Annotated in this window: 16 protein-coding genes; 9 read left to right on the top strand and 7 right to left on the bottom strand. The window is 67.4% G+C overall.

From position 1 onward, the window contains the following. Positions 1-208: 208 nt before the first annotated feature. The 7 genes from EFK50_RS13965 to EFK50_RS13940 all read right to left on the bottom strand — a co-directional run bounded on the left by EFK50_RS13965 (position 209) and on the right by EFK50_RS13940 (position 7090). Positions 209-838 carry a GPR1/FUN34/YaaH family transporter gene (locus EFK50_RS13965; RefSeq protein ID WP_123228132.1) on the bottom strand — a complete coding sequence of 210 codons (630 nt, stop codon included), beginning with the start codon at positions 836-838 and terminating at the stop codon, positions 209-211. Positions 839-905: 67 nt separating this feature from the next. After that, positions 906-2993, bottom strand: coding sequence for an acetate--CoA ligase family protein (locus EFK50_RS13960; RefSeq protein ID WP_246004155.1), 2088 nt, complete (start codon positions 2991-2993; stop codon positions 906-908). A 76-nt stretch (positions 2994-3069) separates the two neighbouring features. Next, positions 3070-3891 (bottom strand): CoA-transferase subunit beta, encoded by an 822-nt coding sequence (locus EFK50_RS13955; protein ID WP_123228130.1) that lies wholly within the window; start codon positions 3889-3891, stop codon positions 3070-3072. Further along, entirely contained in the window at positions 3888-4799 is a 912-nt protein-coding gene (locus EFK50_RS13950) for a CoA transferase subunit A (protein ID WP_123228129.1), read from the bottom strand. The genes EFK50_RS13955 and EFK50_RS13950 overlap by 4 nt, the downstream gene beginning before the upstream one ends. A gap of 16 nt (positions 4800-4815) precedes the next feature. Continuing rightward, complete coding sequence (locus EFK50_RS13945; RefSeq protein ID WP_123228671.1) at positions 4816-5589, bottom strand: SDR family NAD(P)-dependent oxidoreductase; 774 nt, start codon at positions 5587-5589, stop codon at positions 4816-4818. After that, complete coding sequence (locus EFK50_RS22840) at positions 5586-5711, bottom strand: hypothetical protein (protein WP_281274032.1); 126 nt, start codon at positions 5709-5711, stop codon at positions 5586-5588. Before EFK50_RS22840 ends, EFK50_RS13945 begins: the two co-directional genes overlap by 4 nt. Further along, on the bottom strand, positions 5708-7090 hold the full coding sequence (locus tag EFK50_RS13940) for an FAD-dependent oxidoreductase (protein WP_246004154.1): 1383 nt from the start codon (positions 7088-7090) through the stop codon (positions 5708-5710). Before EFK50_RS13940 ends, EFK50_RS22840 begins: the two co-directional genes overlap by 4 nt. A gap of 170 nt (positions 7091-7260) precedes the next feature. Here EFK50_RS13940 and EFK50_RS13935 point away from each other — a divergent pair, with 170 nt between their 5' ends. From EFK50_RS13935 to EFK50_RS22980, 9 genes are all read left to right on the top strand, one after another. Then, a complete protein-coding gene (locus EFK50_RS13935; protein ID WP_123228128.1) occupies positions 7261-8034 on the top strand; it encodes a phosphosulfolactate synthase in 774 nt (257 codons plus the stop codon). Continuing rightward, positions 8034-8969 (top strand): XcbA family protein, encoded by a 936-nt coding sequence (locus tag EFK50_RS13930; RefSeq protein WP_425454384.1) that lies wholly within the window; start codon positions 8034-8036, stop codon positions 8967-8969. Before EFK50_RS13935 ends, EFK50_RS13930 begins: the two co-directional genes overlap by 1 nt. Positions 8970-8989: 20 nt before the next feature. Next, entirely contained in the window at positions 8990-10396 is a 1407-nt protein-coding gene (gene xcbD / locus EFK50_RS13925) for a 3-sulfopropionylcysteine synthase XcbD (protein WP_123228127.1), read from the top strand. Beyond that, on the top strand, positions 10377-11369 hold the full coding sequence (locus EFK50_RS13920) for a 1-aminocyclopropane-1-carboxylate deaminase/D-cysteine desulfhydrase (RefSeq protein ID WP_123228126.1): 993 nt from the start codon (positions 10377-10379) through the stop codon (positions 11367-11369). Before xcbD ends, EFK50_RS13920 begins: the two co-directional genes overlap by 20 nt. Then, positions 11366-12916, top strand: a complete 1551-nt coding sequence (locus tag EFK50_RS13915) for a lyase family protein (RefSeq protein WP_123228125.1) — start codon at positions 11366-11368, stop codon at positions 12914-12916. Before EFK50_RS13920 ends, EFK50_RS13915 begins: the two co-directional genes overlap by 4 nt. A gap of 737 nt (positions 12917-13653) precedes the next feature. After that, complete coding sequence (locus EFK50_RS22220; protein ID WP_183407822.1) at positions 13654-13812, top strand: hypothetical protein; 159 nt, start codon at positions 13654-13656, stop codon at positions 13810-13812. After that, the gene (locus EFK50_RS22500; RefSeq protein ID WP_221177387.1) at positions 13812-14072 is read left to right on the top strand and encodes a hypothetical protein; all 261 of its coding nucleotides are present in this window, start codon (positions 13812-13814) and stop codon (positions 14070-14072) included. Before EFK50_RS22220 ends, EFK50_RS22500 begins: the two co-directional genes overlap by 1 nt. Before the next feature lie 308 nt (positions 14073-14380). Further along, positions 14381-15280 (top strand): SDR family NAD(P)-dependent oxidoreductase, encoded by a 900-nt coding sequence (locus EFK50_RS13905; protein WP_123228124.1) that lies wholly within the window; start codon positions 14381-14383, stop codon positions 15278-15280. 275 nt (positions 15281-15555) lie between these two features. Beyond that, positions 15556-15867, top strand: a complete 312-nt coding sequence (locus tag EFK50_RS22980; RefSeq protein WP_221177386.1) for a transposase — start codon at positions 15556-15558, stop codon at positions 15865-15867. Positions 15868-15878 lie beyond the last annotated feature (11 nt).

Below are 15878 nucleotides of genomic sequence, written 5' to 3'. Positions count from 1 at the left end.
GCCTTCCACCGCGGACGCTCGACGCTGGGGACTCGGGCTGCCCGGGAACTCACCACCACGACGTCGAGCAGGACTTGCGAACCGCTGGACAGCCTGAGGGGCTGGGCTTCGGCGTGAAAACGACATGCCGCGAGACGGTGTTGCCGCACACGCGGAGTGGCGCGTGTGCAGTAACGATGACCGGCCCGACCGAGCAGGGCGGCGAAGCTCAGCGGAGCACCGGTCGCCCCAGCGCCAGCGGCTTGCCGCCGGTGGCGGCCGAGGAGGCACTCAAGAAGAGGTAGAAGCCGACGAGGACAAACGCGAACACCACGTAGCCGGCGGTCTTCTGTAGCCCGATGGATCCCTGTGCGGTGGCGAGCAGGACGAGCAGGAGCGCGAGGTCCACGAGTACGAAGAGCAGGGTGAAAGCCAGGGGGAGCCGGAAGGTCACGAGGGTCACCATGATGATCATCGCCAGCCAGCTGATGAGGAACAGTTCCTGGGTCCTGACTGCATCCTCGGCCGCGATGCCGAACCAGTTGTGGGTGAGGCCTAGGACGAGCATTGAGTAGCTGAGCCAGAAGCCGGCGAAGATTCCGAATACGGCACCGACAACGCTCTGGCCGATTGCGGCCGCCCAGATGGCCGCGATGGTCAGCCCGAGCCCGGTAGCGGCGATCAAGATCGCCAACGAGGCGCCGGCGGCTGCTGGGGGGACGTACCCGACCAGCACCAGCCCAAGTGCGGTGGAACCGACGATGAAGGAAGGCAGTCCCAGGACTGAGGGGTCCCCGGCCCAGACCGGTGCGGGTTCGACGGCTAATGGGTGGTTGAGATCCAGTTCGGACGTGGTCATGCAGCACCTCTTCCTCGGGGCACGGCCGGTATCGGCCGTGGCGTCGGAGTCTCGACGCGCTGCGAACTTAGGGGCACCGAACCTTCCCCGGCTCCGTCCTCGGAGGACTAAATGGTCGACGGTTGTTGGGCCGCTCGGGAGTGGCTGTGGACACGCGGACGTCGACGCACACACAGCCTGCCGGGGTGGCCAGCACCGGGTTCAGCTCCAAGGCGTCCAGATCACGATGCCGAACCATCAAGTCACCCATGCGGCACACGAGCTGGGCGACGGCAGCGACGTCGACGCCGGGCGAGCCGCGCACCCCATCGAGGATTGCGGCGCCATCCAAGCTTCGTAGCAGGGCGCGGGCCTCCGGCTCCGACAATGGCGCGGCTGCGAAACGTACGTCATCGAGGATCTCCACCAACACGCCACCCAGGCCGACGACGACAACCGGACCGAAGGTCGGGTCTCGCAACCCGCCAACCAAAAGCTCGACTCCGGCGACCATTGGTTGGATCAGTACCTGCGCGTCCTGGTAGGACCCGAGAAGTCGCCGGGCCGCGGCCCGCACCTCGTTCGCGTCACGCAGACCGGGGACCACACCGCCGACATCGCTCTTGTGTGTGATCGAATGATGCTGCAACTTGACCACAACGGGGTAGCCGAGATCCGCTGCGGCCTCGACCGCCGCCTTCTCGTCGCGGCACAGGGTGCCCGGCACAAGGGGGATCCCCTGATCGGCGGCGAACGCCAGGTCGACAGCAGGGTCGGATCCCAATCCCGGAGGCGTGTCCGCACCGGACTCGGCGGAGGTGGGGTGCAGGACAGCTGGCGCGGACCGGAGCCGACCAAAGCGGACCGCATGTCCGATAGCCCGGGCGGTTCGCTCTGGCCACTCGAGGACTGGCACGTCGGCGCGTCGAAGCATGGCCGCAACTGGCCGCTGCGACTGCGCGGCGACCCAGCACACACACACGGTGACCGGAACACCGTCACGGCGCAGCGTTTGAACAGTATCGACGAGCCGCTCTGCGACCGCATGGTCGGCCGCGCGCTGTAACAAGACGGCCACCACTACATCTACCTCGCCGGACCGGGCTAGGTCCTCGACAAGCGACGGGTAGAGGTCGGCGAAGCGTGACCAGACCGGTGTGATGTCCACGGGATTGCGGGGACTTGCATATGAAGGGAGATCCCGGGCCAGCCGCTGCTGCAGTGTGTCCGAGAGTTCGGGCACCTCCAGTCCCTCAGCCTGGAGTAGGTCCGTCAGCTCCGTGCCGATGCCACCAGAGTTGGTCACGACGGCCACGCGGTTGCCGCCTGGGACGGGTCCTGCATCAAGCAACGCCGCGACGTCGAGCATCTCCAGTCCGGTTCGGGTCACGATGGCTCCGGCCGAGACGAGCACGTCTTCCCAAACCCGCCTGCTGGTGGCGAGCGCCGCGGAGTGTGAGGCGGCTGCCCGGGCCCCGGAGGGGGATTGGCCCAGAAGCGTCACCACCACCGGCTTGTCAGGCACAAGCGCCCGAACCTGCTCCAGGAGCGCCTCCCCGGCGCCTACTGACTCAAGCAGAAGGCACACCACCCGTGTGTCGGATCGTGCTGCCAGGTGACCCAGTACCTCAGCCTCGTCGATGTCGGACCTGTTGCCGATCGAACACCCGATGGCGAATCCGAACCCATCGTCCGCGGACAGCACGGGCAGGGACATTGCGTACGAGCCCGACTGAGTGACCAAGCTGACACCCCCTGCGACGGCGATCGATTCGCGGGTCAATGACGCGTTCAGGGAGGTACCAACCACCTGCAATCCCAGACTGTTGGGTCCGAGCAGCAGCATTCCGGCCCCGCGGGCGAGCGTGACCAGCTGCTCCTGCAGGACGCGTCCGTGCTCACCCGCTTCGGCGAAGCCGCCACTTAGCACGATGCAGGCACCGACTCCGGCTGCCGCGGCGTCGGCAATGACACCTGGAGTGGCTTCTGCGGGAACGGTCACCACTGCCAGGTCGAGCGGCCCCGTCACCTCACGTAGTGAACGGTGAACGTGGTGCCCCTCGAGCTCACCGCCGCGGATGTTGACCGGCACCACGTCGCCCTCGAATGACGAGAGGTTCCTCCATACCAAGTTGCCGACGCTCCCCTCGCGTGCGGAAGCGCCGACCACGGCCACGCGACGGGGCTCGAAGAGCGCCCGCAGGGATCTTGGCTCAGACACCTGCTGGTCACTACTAGGTGTCATCTCATTCTCAGGCAATCGCAGGCTCGGACGTGAAGGTGCGGTCGAGCTCGGAAGGGTCGAACTCACTGGCATGTACGGCGAGCGGGTCAACGGCGCGCACGATTTCAAGCTCCTCCTCGGTCGGCTCAGGCACCGTGCCCAGGTCCGGGGAAACCTGGAGCTCGAAACCGGTCGAGCGCTCCACTTCATCGAGGGTCACGTCCGGGAAGATCTGAACCAGGCGGGCGCGTCCAACGTCGCCGTAGTCGAACACCCCCAGTTCGGTGACCAGATGCGCCGGTCCCCCGCCTGTGTAGCCAAGGTCGACCCTGCTGCCAGCTGGCGTGCGATGGCCGACGTCGGTGATGAAGTCGCACTCTTGCACCAGCGTCCGGCCAGAGCGGTGCCGGGTCGTCCAGAGCGTGAGGTGCCGGATGGTTGCCGAGATGTTGCAGCCGCCTCCGCCTCCGCCCAACTTCACCTTCGGCCTGTTCATCGGCCCGATAGCGGTCACGTTGGTGTTGCCATAGGGGTCGATCTGGCCGCCGGAAAGAAACATTCGGTCGACCTCGCCCCGGCAAGCGGCGTCGAAGAACTCTTCGAAGCGCATGCTGTAGGCCGCCCCATACTTGAGAGCCTGGTCGTTACTGGTCGGCGGCACGAAGGGTGGGGCCGGGTTGACGGCGTACATGGCCCCTTCGATAAGCAGCATGTTCGGCGCGTGCGTTCGGCGTGCAACGTGCATGGCCACCTGCGCGCAAGGGCTCCCGAAGCCGTGGAACACGACCTCGCGGTCGGAGATCGTCCGGGCCAACGTGACCACGAACCACTCAGGCAGGTTCCAGTTCATACGAACAGCTCCTTCCACTCCTCGATTGTGTCCGACCAAGACATCAGCCGGTCCAGTCGGTCCTGGTCCAGCGCCGCACGGTAGGCATCTTCGCCGCCGGGTCGCGTTACCCACTCCGCCAGGTAATCCTGGGCCGTCTGGGCCTGGCCTGCCGCCGCGACGTATGCCGCCAGGTGTTGCCGGTCGTAGGCGTACCCGGGGTAGCAGGAGGTCGGGTGAGCCCCGAACGGAACCTCGACGACAACTGACACGCGGTGTCCTGGGATGGTGACGCCGGTCGCGACGACCTCCTCGGTCGTGGCCAACCGGTCGACGGTGGCCACGACCTGTCGAGCGGCACGGGCGAAGTGTTCGTCGAGCACGTAGGGCTGCTCCAGGTGCAGGTTCCCAACCCTGTCGCCCATCGGGGCGTGGATCAGGGCAACGTCTGGCTCAAGCGGCGGCACGGCCACGAGAGTCTCGCCGGTGAAGGGGCAGACTATCTCGGCGTAGTCCGGGTGCATTCGACGGATGTCGGTCCCCTTCACTCCGCGAACTGGGAGAAAAGGGAGACCCATCTGCGCGGCGCGCAGTTGGGTCAGGATCGTTACACAGCAGGTCTCGCGGATCTCCAGCTGGCCTGCCTCCGCTGCGCGCCGGTAGGAAGGGGCGAGCCCAAGATCCTGCTCGAAGCCCACGTAGCTCTCCTCGCAGACCGCGACCGCCCCGGCGGCGACGAGAAGGTCCACGTCCATGCCGTGGGCTGAGCCCACGAGGTGCAGGTCCTGCCGGCCGAGCCGAACCAGCTCGCGGACGAGGGCCATCGGCAGCCGAGCCGACAGGCCGCCGCCCAGCGCCACCATGTCCCCGTCGGACACCCGGGCAGCGGCCGACGGTAGATCGCCTACTTTGTCGTGATCGACGAACATCGTGCTCCTTCTTCCTTCATTGGCTGGTCATTCCGCCGTCGACGGTCAGGACCGAGCCGGTGACGAAGGCCGACTCGCTGCCTGCGAGGTACAAGGCGGCGGCCGCGATGTCGTAGGGCTGGGCGAGCCTGCCGATCGGGTACTTCTCCAGTGTTGTCGCAAGCCCGCGCTCCACGTCTCCGCCTCCGCGCGCCTTCAGCAGCGGCTCCATCATCGGGGTGTAGATGGTGCCCGGCGCGATGACATTGACGCGGATGCCCCGTGGCGCCAGGTCCACCGACATGGACCTGGTCAAGGCCAGTACCGCGCCTTTCGCTGCGCAGTACGCCGCGAAGTCGGCAACACCCACGATCGCAGCCACCGAGGCCTGGTTGATGATCGAGCCACCTCCGGCCGCCAGCATGCTCGGCAACACGGCGCGGGAAGTCAGGAAGGTTCCCTTGGCGTTGATCGCCATACAGCGGTCCCAGTCGTCCTCGTCGGCGACATCCACTGCGCCGGTACTGGCGACGCCCGCGTTGTTGTAGAGCACGTTCACCGGACCCAGCGACTCCACAAGCGCTCGAACGGCTTCGCGGACCTCAGCATCGACCGAGACGTTCGCCGCAACAGCGATGGCCCGCCCCCCCGTCGCCGCCAACTCGTCCGCGACCTGGGCCGCAGCAACTCGGTCGACGTCGAGAACACCGACCGCCGCTCCCTCGGCCGCAAAGAGGCGGGCTGTGGCGCGGCCGATCCCTGCCCCACCACCTGTGATCAGGGCCACTTTTCCGCTCAGCCTGCCGGTCACCACGCAATGGCCCCGCAGTCCAAGTCGAGTGCCCCGACCTGGAGGTGCTCCTCCTCCAGGGACTGGAGCGCTGCGGGTCCGATGCTGTTGCCGGCACCGGTGACGGCGGCCACTCTGCTCATCGTCCGACGCGCCCGAGGACTGCTGACGGGCGGTTCGCCTCGCGCTGGGCAGCCTGAGCTACCTGGGTGATCGGGTCGTAGACGGGGGAGAAGGGCGGCGCATAGGCAAGATCGAAGCCGGCCAGGTCATCGATGAACGAGCCGAAGTGCAAGGCCGCTGCGACGACATCGATCCGCTTGGCCGCGCCGTCGGTTCCGACGATCTGGGCCCCGAGTACACGTCTACTGCGCTCGTGGACGAGCCGCACATGCAGCGCTGCCGAGTCCGGGTAGTACTTTGCGCGCGACATAGCGGTCACATCGGTCGCTACGGCGTCTAGGCCTGCGGCCATGGCCTGCTCGAGCGACAGCCCGGTGTGTGCGACTTCGAGGTCGAAGACCTTAACGACGGCCGTCCCCACCACACCGGCGAAGGTAGCGTCCCCGCCGGCTGCTACGGTTCCGGCGACCCGGCCGGTCTTGTTCGCGGCAGGTCCGAGCGGCACATATGCCGGGGCGTCCAGGACCCGGTGGTGGTGCGCGACGCTGTCGCCGGCGGCGAGGACACCGGCGTGCGAGGTCTGCATTCGTGCGTTGACCAGCAACGCACCCTCCTGCGTTGTTGCCAGGCCGGCGTCGGCGAGCAGGCCGGTACGGGGTCGCACGCCGAGCGCGAGCACGACAAGGTCTGCAGCCAACTCGTGGTCGTCGAGCTCGACGACCACCGCGTCGGTGCGCAGCTGGAGCGCTCGGAGGCCGGAACCGAGGTCTAGCTCGACGTGCTTGCGCACCTCGGCCTCGACGCGCTCCGCAATGACCTCGTCGAGGGTCGGCATCACGCGCGGCAGCCGGTCCACGACAGTCGTACTCACGCCCCGCTGGGCCAAACTGTCCGCGACCTCGAGCCCGACGTAGCCCGCGCCGACGACCACGGCTCGGGCCACCTCGGGGAGCCGGGCGCGCAGCACCATCGCGTCAGCGAGGCTGCGGACCGTCACGACTCTCGGGTCTCGCGTCCGGGCGGTCGGCGGCACGATCGGTTCAGCGCCTGCGGCGTAGACCAGCGTCGAGAAGTCCAGTGTCTCGCCGTCCGATGTTTGCAGGGTGCGCTGGTCGAGGTCGAGCGCCACGGCCTCGACTCCATGGCGCAGGTCGATGCGGCGGCGTTCAATGAACTCGCTCGGCGGATGCGCAATCAAGGAGGCGGCGTTCGCGACCACGCCGGCCAGATAGTAGGGAATGCCGCAGACACCATAGGAGGAGTAGGGACCTGACTCGAGGACGGTTATCGGAAGGTCCGGGTCGGTCCTGCGTGCTGCCGAGGCGGCCGACATCCCGGCCGCACCTCCGCCGATCACGAGGAGACGCTCCGTCAGGTTGCGCCGAAGTTGGTTGGACACGCGGCCAACCTAGAAAGGTGGCACTGATCGACCCATATCCCACGAAGACGAAGAACTGGAGATTCTTCGCCCTCGCGTGCCGGGGTCGGACAGGGGCGACCGGGCCTACCGTTCCAGTTGAGTCAGCGTCAATCACGCGTGACAAGTCGAGATACAGAGGAGGCGATGGGATGCATCCACCCTCGTTCCTGGCAGTTCCCGGTCGCTCAGCGAAGCCTCGTGACGCGGGACTAACGCACATGCTTGACACAGGGCTTAGTGCTGCGTTCACTCGCGACCTGCTCGAAAGTCACGCGGACCTTGTCGACATCGCCAAGATCGGCTGGGGGATCGCCTACATCGACTCCTCGGCACCTCGCCGCGTGCAAGCTTACGCACGCGCGGGCGTCCCAGTCTGTTTGGGCGGCACTCTCCTGGAGATCGCGGCTGTCCAAAACCGGGTCGATGAGCTGCGCGCCTGGGCCCTCGAAATCGGCGTCTCCATGATTGAGGTTTCCAACGGCCTGTGTGCCCTGGACGCGGACCGAAAGAGCCAGCTGATCCGCACCCTTAGCGCCGACTTCACGGTTCTCGCCGAGGTCGGATGTAAGGACGATCGCCCCCCAGTACTTGCCACCGCCTGGGCGGCAGAGATGGAGCGCGACCTTGAGTCGGGCGCAGCCTGGGTGATCGCGGAGGGGCGCGAGAGCGGAACGGTGGGTCTCTACGGTGCCGACGGCCACGTGCGCGAAGACCTGATCGCCAAACTGACCTCGCGAGTACCCGTCGACCGCATGATCTTCGAGGCTCCCCGGAAGACACAGCAGACCTGGTTCATCCGGTCGCTGGGACCTTCGGTCAATCTCGGCAACATCGCCCCCGACGACCTCGTCGCCCTGGAGACACTCCGGCTGGGTCTACGCGCCGACACGGCGCTCGTCGGGTCGCCAATCGCTGCGCGCTGATGACCCCAGTGATAGCGCTGCCTGACCCGAACACGATCTCGCGTCCATACCGCGGGCTGTCCCTGCAAGACGTCGCAGTGGACCTAGACGACACCGACGCGGTGACTACCTATCTGATGGGCCGCGAGGTGTACCGGCGCACCCGGTGGCTGCTCTTGCGCAACGACGCACGGCTGGCCCTGGTCGAGGTGCGAACCGCAGACACCCTGCCCTTGTTCGCGCCGGTGGTGGAACTGCGGGTCCTCGCCGGCCCTGGCCGCACTACCTGGCTCGAGGACGCGACGATCGACGTCGGTAACGCGACTGCCCTCGCCAACGCAGTCGACCGAGTGCTGAGCCCGAATGTTGACGCCTACGCCGTGCAGGGTCGCTATGAGCACGTCAACGTCATATGGCGTCCCGAGCCGGTGCGGGTCACCGTCACGGAGGTCATCCCACCCGAGCCGGCGAAGTTGTACGAGATGGCCCGCGCAGCTATCGACTTCGACGAAGATCTCCCGCCCATAGATCTCGTGCTCGACGCCGTCGACCTCCGTGAGCTCGCTCGTGAGCATCGTGCCCCGGCCTACCTGCTCCCGTGCCGGGGCTCCGGTGTCGACTTGCCCGGTGACGTCGCCTTTCTCGACACCCACCCCCCCGCACGACAGGACTGGCTGTTGGTGGGCTGCGCTCGCTCGCAGCAGTTCCACCGCCATTTCTACGGCAGCGAGGCACAGCAGGTGGACTTCTGCCCGAGCCTCCGGGCCACGGACCACCTGATCGGTCGCGTCCTCACCAAGTGCTGCATGCTGGAGCGCGGCGTCGAACGTCACAAGGATGTGGTGGTCGTTCCTTGGGGCTCGACCCTCGACGAGGTGCGCCTCGCCCTGCGTCTGCTCAATGACCTTGGCCCCGTCGCCGAAGACGGCCACCTCGGCGCGGCCCGGACCGTGTGAGTCGGGAGAATCGAGGTCCCGTGAGTGCGCACCTGACTGACTCCGAGGTGTACGGCCACCTGTGGGCCTCGCCCGAGGTGCGCGCGCTGTTCACCGACGGTGGCCGGACATCCGCCTGGCTGGACATTCTGGCAACTCTCGCCGAGGCGCAGGCGGATGTCGGCATGGTTCCGCAGGCCGCGGCGGAGGCGATCCGTCGCACGGTGACCACATGGCGTCCCGACATGGCCGAGCTCGGCGTTCGAACGCGGGAAACCGGTCACTCCACCATGGGACTTATCCAGATGCTCCAGCAGGTGCTCCCCAAGGAGGCTGGCGGGTGGGTGTACTACGGCGCAACGGTTCAGGACCTGACCGACACGTGGTTCGCCCTGGTGATGCGGACCATGACGACGGTGCTTCGGCGCGATCTCGATCGTGCCCGCGGAGCAGCTGCTGCGCTGGCCAGCCGCTATCGCAACACGGTCATGTGTGGCCGCAGCCACGGACAGCCGGGGCTTCCAATCACGTTCGGTTTCAAGGCGGCCGTGTGGGCGGCGGAGCTCGACCGGCACCTCGACCGGCTCGAGGAAGGCAGGTCCCGGCGCGAGTTGGTGCAGATCGGCGGCGGTCTGGGCACCATGGAGTTTTGGGGTGCGGAGGCCGAGTCGATGTCCGTCGCCTTCGCCGACCGGCTGGGGCTCGCCGTACCGGCCCTTCCGTGGCTGACCGCGCGCGACGGCGTAGCCGAGTTCGTGTCCTTGCTAGCGCTGGTGACCGGGACCGTCGCAAAGATCGGCGACGAGGTGTACGAACTCCAGCGTGAGGAGATCGGTGAGCTGCGCGAGCCCCTCGCAGAGGGCACCGTGGGCAGCATCACGATGCCGCACAAACGCAACCCCGAGCTCTCCGAGCTTGTCAACACGCTGGCGCGGCTGGTGCGTGCTGATGCGTCATTGGCACTGGAGGGACTGGTCCACGGGCACGAACGGGACGGCCGGGCGTGGAAAACCGAGTGGCTGATACTCCCCGAGGCCTGCATGTACGCAGCTGCGAGCGTCGCTGCGGCGGTCCGGCTGCTGGAAGGGCTCGAGGTGGACGCCGAAAGGATGCGCGCGAACCTCGACCGGCTAGGCGGCTACCCGATGTCCGGGCCGGTGATGCGGGCCCTGTCGGACCACATCGGTAAGCACACGGCCCAGATGCTCGTGCACCGGGCGGCGCTCGAGGGTCGCGAGCGCGGCGTCGACCTCCGGACGGCTTTGGAGTCCGCGGTGGCCTCCGCACCGGGACTGGCGCTGGACGCGGCCCAGTTTGACCGGCTGTTGGACCCGGACCGGGCCTTGGGCTCAATTCCCCGCTTCATCGACGCCGTGCTGGCGCGAACGGGCCGGCTCAGCGTCGGTGGAGTAACGGGAGGCGGGGCCGATGGGTGCGGACACCCTTGAGGAGCGGCTGGAGCGGCTGGCGCGGGTGCGGCTCGCGTGCCTGCCAACTCCGCTGTGCGATGCCCCCCGGCTGTCGGAGGAGTTGGGTGTCCCGATCTGGCTCAAACGCGACGATCTCACTGGGATCGGCCTGGGCGGCACAAAGGTGCGTGCGCTCGAGCTGATCCTGGGCGACGGCCTCGCCCGTGGGTGCGACGTCCTCGTGACGGGGTCCGGGCCGCACTCCAACTGGTCGATGCTGGCGGCGCTCAGCGCGCGGCGCTGCGAGATGGCGTCGGTTCTGTGCTTCTACGGCAATCGTCCGTCGGACGAGACGGGGAACCTGCGCCTGGTTCAAGGTTTCACCGGCGCCACAGTGAGGTTCTCTGGCGACCTCGCGCGGACGTCGGTGGATGCCCTCATCGAGGAGGTCGCCGCCGAGCTGGAGGGACGGTCTCACCGGCCGCTTGTCCTTCCCCGCGGCGGTGCCGTGGCGCTCGGGAGCGTGGGCTTCTACCTCGGTGCCCGCGAGATCCGCGAGCAGGCGGATCGCGTCGGGTTGCAGGCTCCCGGCGTCTGGCTGGCGACCGGTTCGTGTGGCACTCAGGCGGGGGTCGTCCTGGCGACCGCGACCGGTGAGCTGGACCGGGTGGTAGGCGTGAGTGTCAGTCGGCCCGTGGCCGAGTGCGCCAAGCGGGTGCATGACCTCGCCACCGCTGCCTCGGGGCTGCTCCAATTGCCCGCGCCAGACCTTGGTTCGGTCGACGTACGCGACGGCTGGATCGGTCCGGGATACGGCATCTCCTCGGATGAGGGGCAGGCCGCGGCGGCCCTCGTGGCCAGGACGGAAGGGGTACTTCTCGATCCGTGCTTCGGCGCCAAAGCCATGGCTGCGCTCGTCGAGAGTGTGAGGACCGGCCAGGAGAAGGGGCCGGTGGTGTTCCTTGTCTCCGGAGGTGCCCCGACTCTGTTCGCGAAGGACATTGCACTGTGACCCCCGCGATCCCCGAGGGCTATCTCGGCACCTCGGGACGCATTTCCGAAGGGCCGGCACCGGAACTGGTCGAAGCCGGATACCGGCTTGAGCATGGCGACGCCGACATGCTGCACCACGGCCTTCACCTCGCCGACCTGGCACACGTGATCTCCCTGGACCGACAGCGATTACTGCCCGATGCAGCGGCGCCCGCCCTGCTCACCCAACTGCTCGACCTCGGTGAAGTGAGCGTGGCGGACTTCCCGTTCGACGTCCGGCTAGGCGACGCCTACAACAGCCGGGAGCAGGAGCTAGTCAGGCGCGCCGGCGACCTCGCCGGCTGGGTCCACCTCGGCCGCACCCGCCGCGAGGCTGGTCGGATCGCCTTCCGACTGTCCCTGCGCGACCAGCTCCTCGACCTCGGCGACGCCGTGGCGGCGTTCGCGGACGCGGTGGCGGATCGGGCGGAGTCAGCCGCCGAGGTCGTTTGGTCCGACCTCACCTACCTGCAGCCGGCGCAGCCCTCGACCTTCGGCCACTACCTGGCCAGCTTCGCCGAGGAGGCCGTGCGACACCTGCCGCGCCTGAGGGCAGCATACGCTTGGGCCGATGTCTCGCCCGCAGGCTCGGGCGGAGTGGGCGGGACCCGCATGGGCCTTGACCGCACCGGCCTGGCCGACCTCCTCGGATTCTCAGCTGTGGGCCGCAACACCAGGGACACAATGTGGAACCTCGACGGGCTCGTGGATGCGCTGACAGTGGCCGTCCAGGCCACCCTGACCGCTTCCCGCCTAGCCGAGGACCTGCAGATCTTCGCAAGCCCAGGCTTCGGGTTGGTGCGGATCCACGCCTCACACTGCCGGGCCTCGGTGCTGATGCCGCAGAAACGCAACCCCTATGCGCTGGCCGTGATCAGGGCCGGGGCGAGCACGCTGGTCGGTCGGTTGACCGGCTTGCTAACAACGTGCCGCACGCCGTCCGGCCAGACCGATAACTGGCTTCACACCTACGGCGAGGTGACCTCCTCGCTGGCGCTCGCCACCCGGCTATTGGCGCTGGCCCGAGCGGTGGTGGAGCGACTGGAGTTGGACGATGAGGCCCTGGCGCGCGGTGCTCGTGACGAGCAGACCGCCGCTACCGACCTGGCTGACGAGATTACTCGCTGCACCGGGGTGGATTACCGGACGAGCTACCGGATCGTCGGCCGCGCCGTGGCGACCAGCCTCGCGACCGGGCGTGGGCTGTCTACTGAGTCGGTCGACGAGGCCGCCGCGGTTGTCACCGGCCGAGACAACCTGCTGCGTGACGGGGCTGTCGACGTTGCGGCCGTCCTGGACCCCCTCCAAGTGGTTCTTACCCGCCGGGAGCCGGGCGGCTGCGGTCCGGCGCACGTCCGGCAGGAGATCGGAACGCTGCGCCCAGAGTTGCAACTGCACAAAGAATGGCTAAACGCGCGCCGGATGGCCCATCGAGAGGCGGAGTCCGCCCTGGTGGCGGCGGCCCGGGCGGTTGCTGCGCGGGCACCGGCAGCTAAGCCCGGATCCACTCACGCCGTGAGGCGCTGACGATTTGAGTGGAGGTGAGAGACCTTCGCCGCTGTCCCTGTCGTAGCAGGGCGGTGAAGCTGAGGACAGCCGTGCGCCGGGAGATGTCGGAGCGGGTGGGAGCAGCCCTGACAAAGCCGGGACGCGCCAGTACTGCCAGATGGTGTGGGCTCGGCGAGCGTGATGAAGAGGAGTACGCGAGGAACCAGCGTAGGTACGTCCCTTAAGGGCTTACCGGCTCCAATCTGGTGGATGTGGGCCGGGTGCGGTGCGTACCCGTCGGAGGTTCGGCGGGGAACTCCGAGGTGGGCATGTGGATGTTAACCGGAGGCCACGGTGAAGTGCTACGGGGTAGCCGTGGCGATGCCGCAGGGACAGAGTTGGGCTCCTCCTTCGTCGAGCGAGCTCGTCATCACCGCCAACCTGGAGGCTGGGTTGACCGAGGTCGCGCGTCACCGGTTGTCGACTCCGGGGAGCCCCAGGATCGACCTGTCCCATTAGCCCGATCACCCGCAGCAGCCCGACGGGTCACCGAAGCCGCCGCAGCCCAAGGGCCGCAACCGTGAGGAGAAGGCGTTCCTCGCGCTTGGGCCCGGTGCGCACTCCTGGCTGGTCGAGGCCGCCGCCGTCGGCGCGGCCCGAGTCCGGTCGAAGATGCCCGCGCTCGAGCTGGCCGCCCTGGTCGGGACCGAACCGGTCGACGCCGCACTGGGTGTCGCGGCGGCGGGGCGGTTCGCCGAAGGTGACCTGTTCGCTTCGTGCACCACCGCGCGGGCGGTGCCTCGGTCGCGTCCCTGGTGGTCGCCGACGAGGACCACTCCGTGCAACCCGGCACCAGCTCCTGGGCCAGCTTCGGCACCCGCCCCGACCTCGACACCCACGTCGACGTCGACCTCGAGACCAGGCAGGAGTACTGATGACCGTGACGACCACAGCGACCGCGCGTCCTCCCAAGCCGGCCACCACCACGACCGCACCCGGGCTGCCCGAGGAACTCCTCGCGGTCCTCAAGCGGATGCGACTGCCCTATCTGCGCGACGCCGCACCAGAGCTGGCAACTCAAGGCAGGCACCGGCGAAACCGTGGCGACGGGGGACTCGTACCCGACCGCGGCGGGCGCGAGGAGGGTGTTGAAGCAGTCAAGCGTGCTCCCGCCGAAGCTCCGCTGCCCGACTGATTTCGACGCGACGCCACCTCGACCCAATCGCGGCGGATCGATACACCGACGTCATTCGGCGGACACGCGCTTCAAACGCTTGCGAATTGGTTCACACCTCTATTAGACTATTGTTTCAAACAATGTTCTGGTTCAAGCCGAAGCCCGAGTTCACAGTCGCAGGTTGTCACAGCAAAGGAGACATCTTGTCTCGTCATGGTCCAGTCTCGAACGTGCCGGGTTGCCAGCCTCGCTGTATGCGGAGGACTTGGACCTGGCGCTGACGAGCTCGACACCGGCCGGGCCCACGAGTGTGTGAGGAAGTTGCAATGAGTGATCGCTTGACGGGCCGCACGGCCCTCGTGACGGGTAGTGGAAACGGGATCGGCAGGGACCTTGCACTCCGGTTAGCTTCCGAAGGCGCGAACGTGGTCGTTAACGACCTAGGCACCAGCGTTCTTGGTGAGGGCGCTAGTTCGGAGGCAGCTGACAGAACCGTCGCCGAGATCAGGGAAGCCGGCGGCACAGCAGTCGCCAGCTACGACTCGATTGCCGAGCCGGCTGGATGCGTCAATGCGGTCCAGACCGCGGTCGATGCGTTCGGTGCATGTGACATCGTCGTCGCCAACGCGGGAGCGGTCGTGCAGGGCGCCCTCGCCGGGATCCAGGCTGACGACGCGGCATGGAACAAAATGCTCAACCTGTACCTGGGCCAAAAGTTCTGGCTCGCCCGAGCCGCCGTGCCGCTAATGGTCGAGCGGGGCTGGGGACGGATGCTGTTCGCTACCTCTGAAATCGCCCGTGGCACGCAGGCGAGCGCCGTCGCCGCTGCCGTCATGAATGGCAGCATCGGCATTTCGCACGATCTGGCCAATCAGTACCGCGGTAGTGGCCTCACCTTCAACTCCTACGCGCCCAGTGCGGGCACCCGCACCTTCGATCTCTACAAGGTCGAGATGGACGAGGCGCTGCGTGCTCAGGGGGTCGCAGAAGACGACTTCGGGAGCTTCTATCTGCCGCCGGCAAACCTCATCGCTCCCATGCTGACTTGGTTGTGTACGGACGCTGCCAAGGACGTGACAGGCGAAGTCTTCGCGGTCGGCGGCTCGAACGTCACGCGTTGGACGCACGTCGTCGACGGTCCGTCGATCCTGAAGAATGGCGATCCGCACGCCCTCTGGACTCTTGAGGAGCTGGACGCCGCGGTTCCCGCTGAACTGCTTGTCTGAACGAAGGTCCGGCACCGACAGCGCGCCCGCGCCGAAGACCGCATCCGCGCACCAAAGGACACCGGTCTGCGGAACCTTCTTCACTTCAAGGGGAACGTTCCCTGCCTCGACGATCGTTCTGTCAGCGCCGAGGGACCTGCCGAGGACGGCAATCTCCGCCATGACACCCTCCACCCACAACGACCACACGGGCGCCCAGGGGTGACCTTTGCTCGAGCCGGGCAGCGTCATCTTTGCCTGCCGCTTCGGCGAATCGCACCCAGTACGGGTCGACCGTGCCGGTGGCGATTCGAAACACTCGGGAGCGGTGGGTACGACTCCGCCCAGATGCGCGAAGTGAATTCCTTTGGTCCAACTACCCCAACGAGTGCCTCAACCGCGAGATCCGCCGCAGGGCTGACGTCGTGAGGGACTTTTCCGACCGCGACTCGATAATCCAGGTCGTCGGCGCGGAGCTCGCCGAGCAGCGCGACGAAAGGGCCGAGGGCCCCGCTACCTCGGCAACGACCTCCAGCACGCAGGGCTGGTGCGGTGGCGTTCGGCCAAGAGAGTCTGGCCACCGTGCTGGAGCGAAACGCGCAAGTTAGCCCGCTCCAAC

The sequence above is a fragment of the Nocardioides marmoriginsengisoli genome (genome assembly GCF_003725695.1).
Taxonomy (GTDB): Bacteria; Actinomycetota; Actinomycetes; order Propionibacteriales; family Nocardioidaceae; genus Marmoricola; species Marmoricola marmoriginsengisoli.
The sequence above is the reverse complement of the archived record's forward strand: the minus strand, read 5'-3'. Positions and strand labels throughout refer to the sequence as shown.

Bases quoted from the DNA above. Each gene is read 5' to 3' on its own strand.
- EFK50_RS13965 (WP_123228132.1), bottom strand. From the start codon at position 838: ATGACCACGTCCGAACTGGATCTCAACCACCCATTAGCCGTCGAACCC.
- EFK50_RS13955 (WP_123228130.1), bottom strand. From the start codon at position 3,891: ATGAACTGGAACCTGCCTGAGTGGTTCGTGGTCACGTTGGCCCGGACG.
- EFK50_RS13950 (WP_123228129.1), bottom strand. From the start codon at position 4,799: ATGTTCGTCGATCACGACAAAGTAGGCGATCTACCGTCGGCCGCTGCC.
- EFK50_RS22840 (WP_281274032.1), bottom strand. From the start codon at position 5,711: ATGAGCAGAGTGGCCGCCGTCACCGGTGCCGGCAACAGCATCGGACCC.
- EFK50_RS13935 (WP_123228128.1), top strand. From the start codon at position 7,261: ATGCATCCACCCTCGTTCCTGGCAGTTCCCGGTCGCTCAGCGAAGCCT.
- EFK50_RS13930 (WP_425454384.1), top strand. From the start codon at position 8,034: ATGACCCCAGTGATAGCGCTGCCTGACCCGAACACGATCTCGCGTCCA.
- EFK50_RS13920 (WP_123228126.1), top strand. From the start codon at position 10,377: ATGGGTGCGGACACCCTTGAGGAGCGGCTGGAGCGGCTGGCGCGGGTG.
- EFK50_RS22500 (WP_221177387.1), top strand. From the start codon at position 13,812: ATGACCGTGACGACCACAGCGACCGCGCGTCCTCCCAAGCCGGCCACC.
- EFK50_RS13905 (WP_123228124.1), top strand. From the start codon at position 14,381: ATGAGTGATCGCTTGACGGGCCGCACGGCCCTCGTGACGGGTAGTGGA.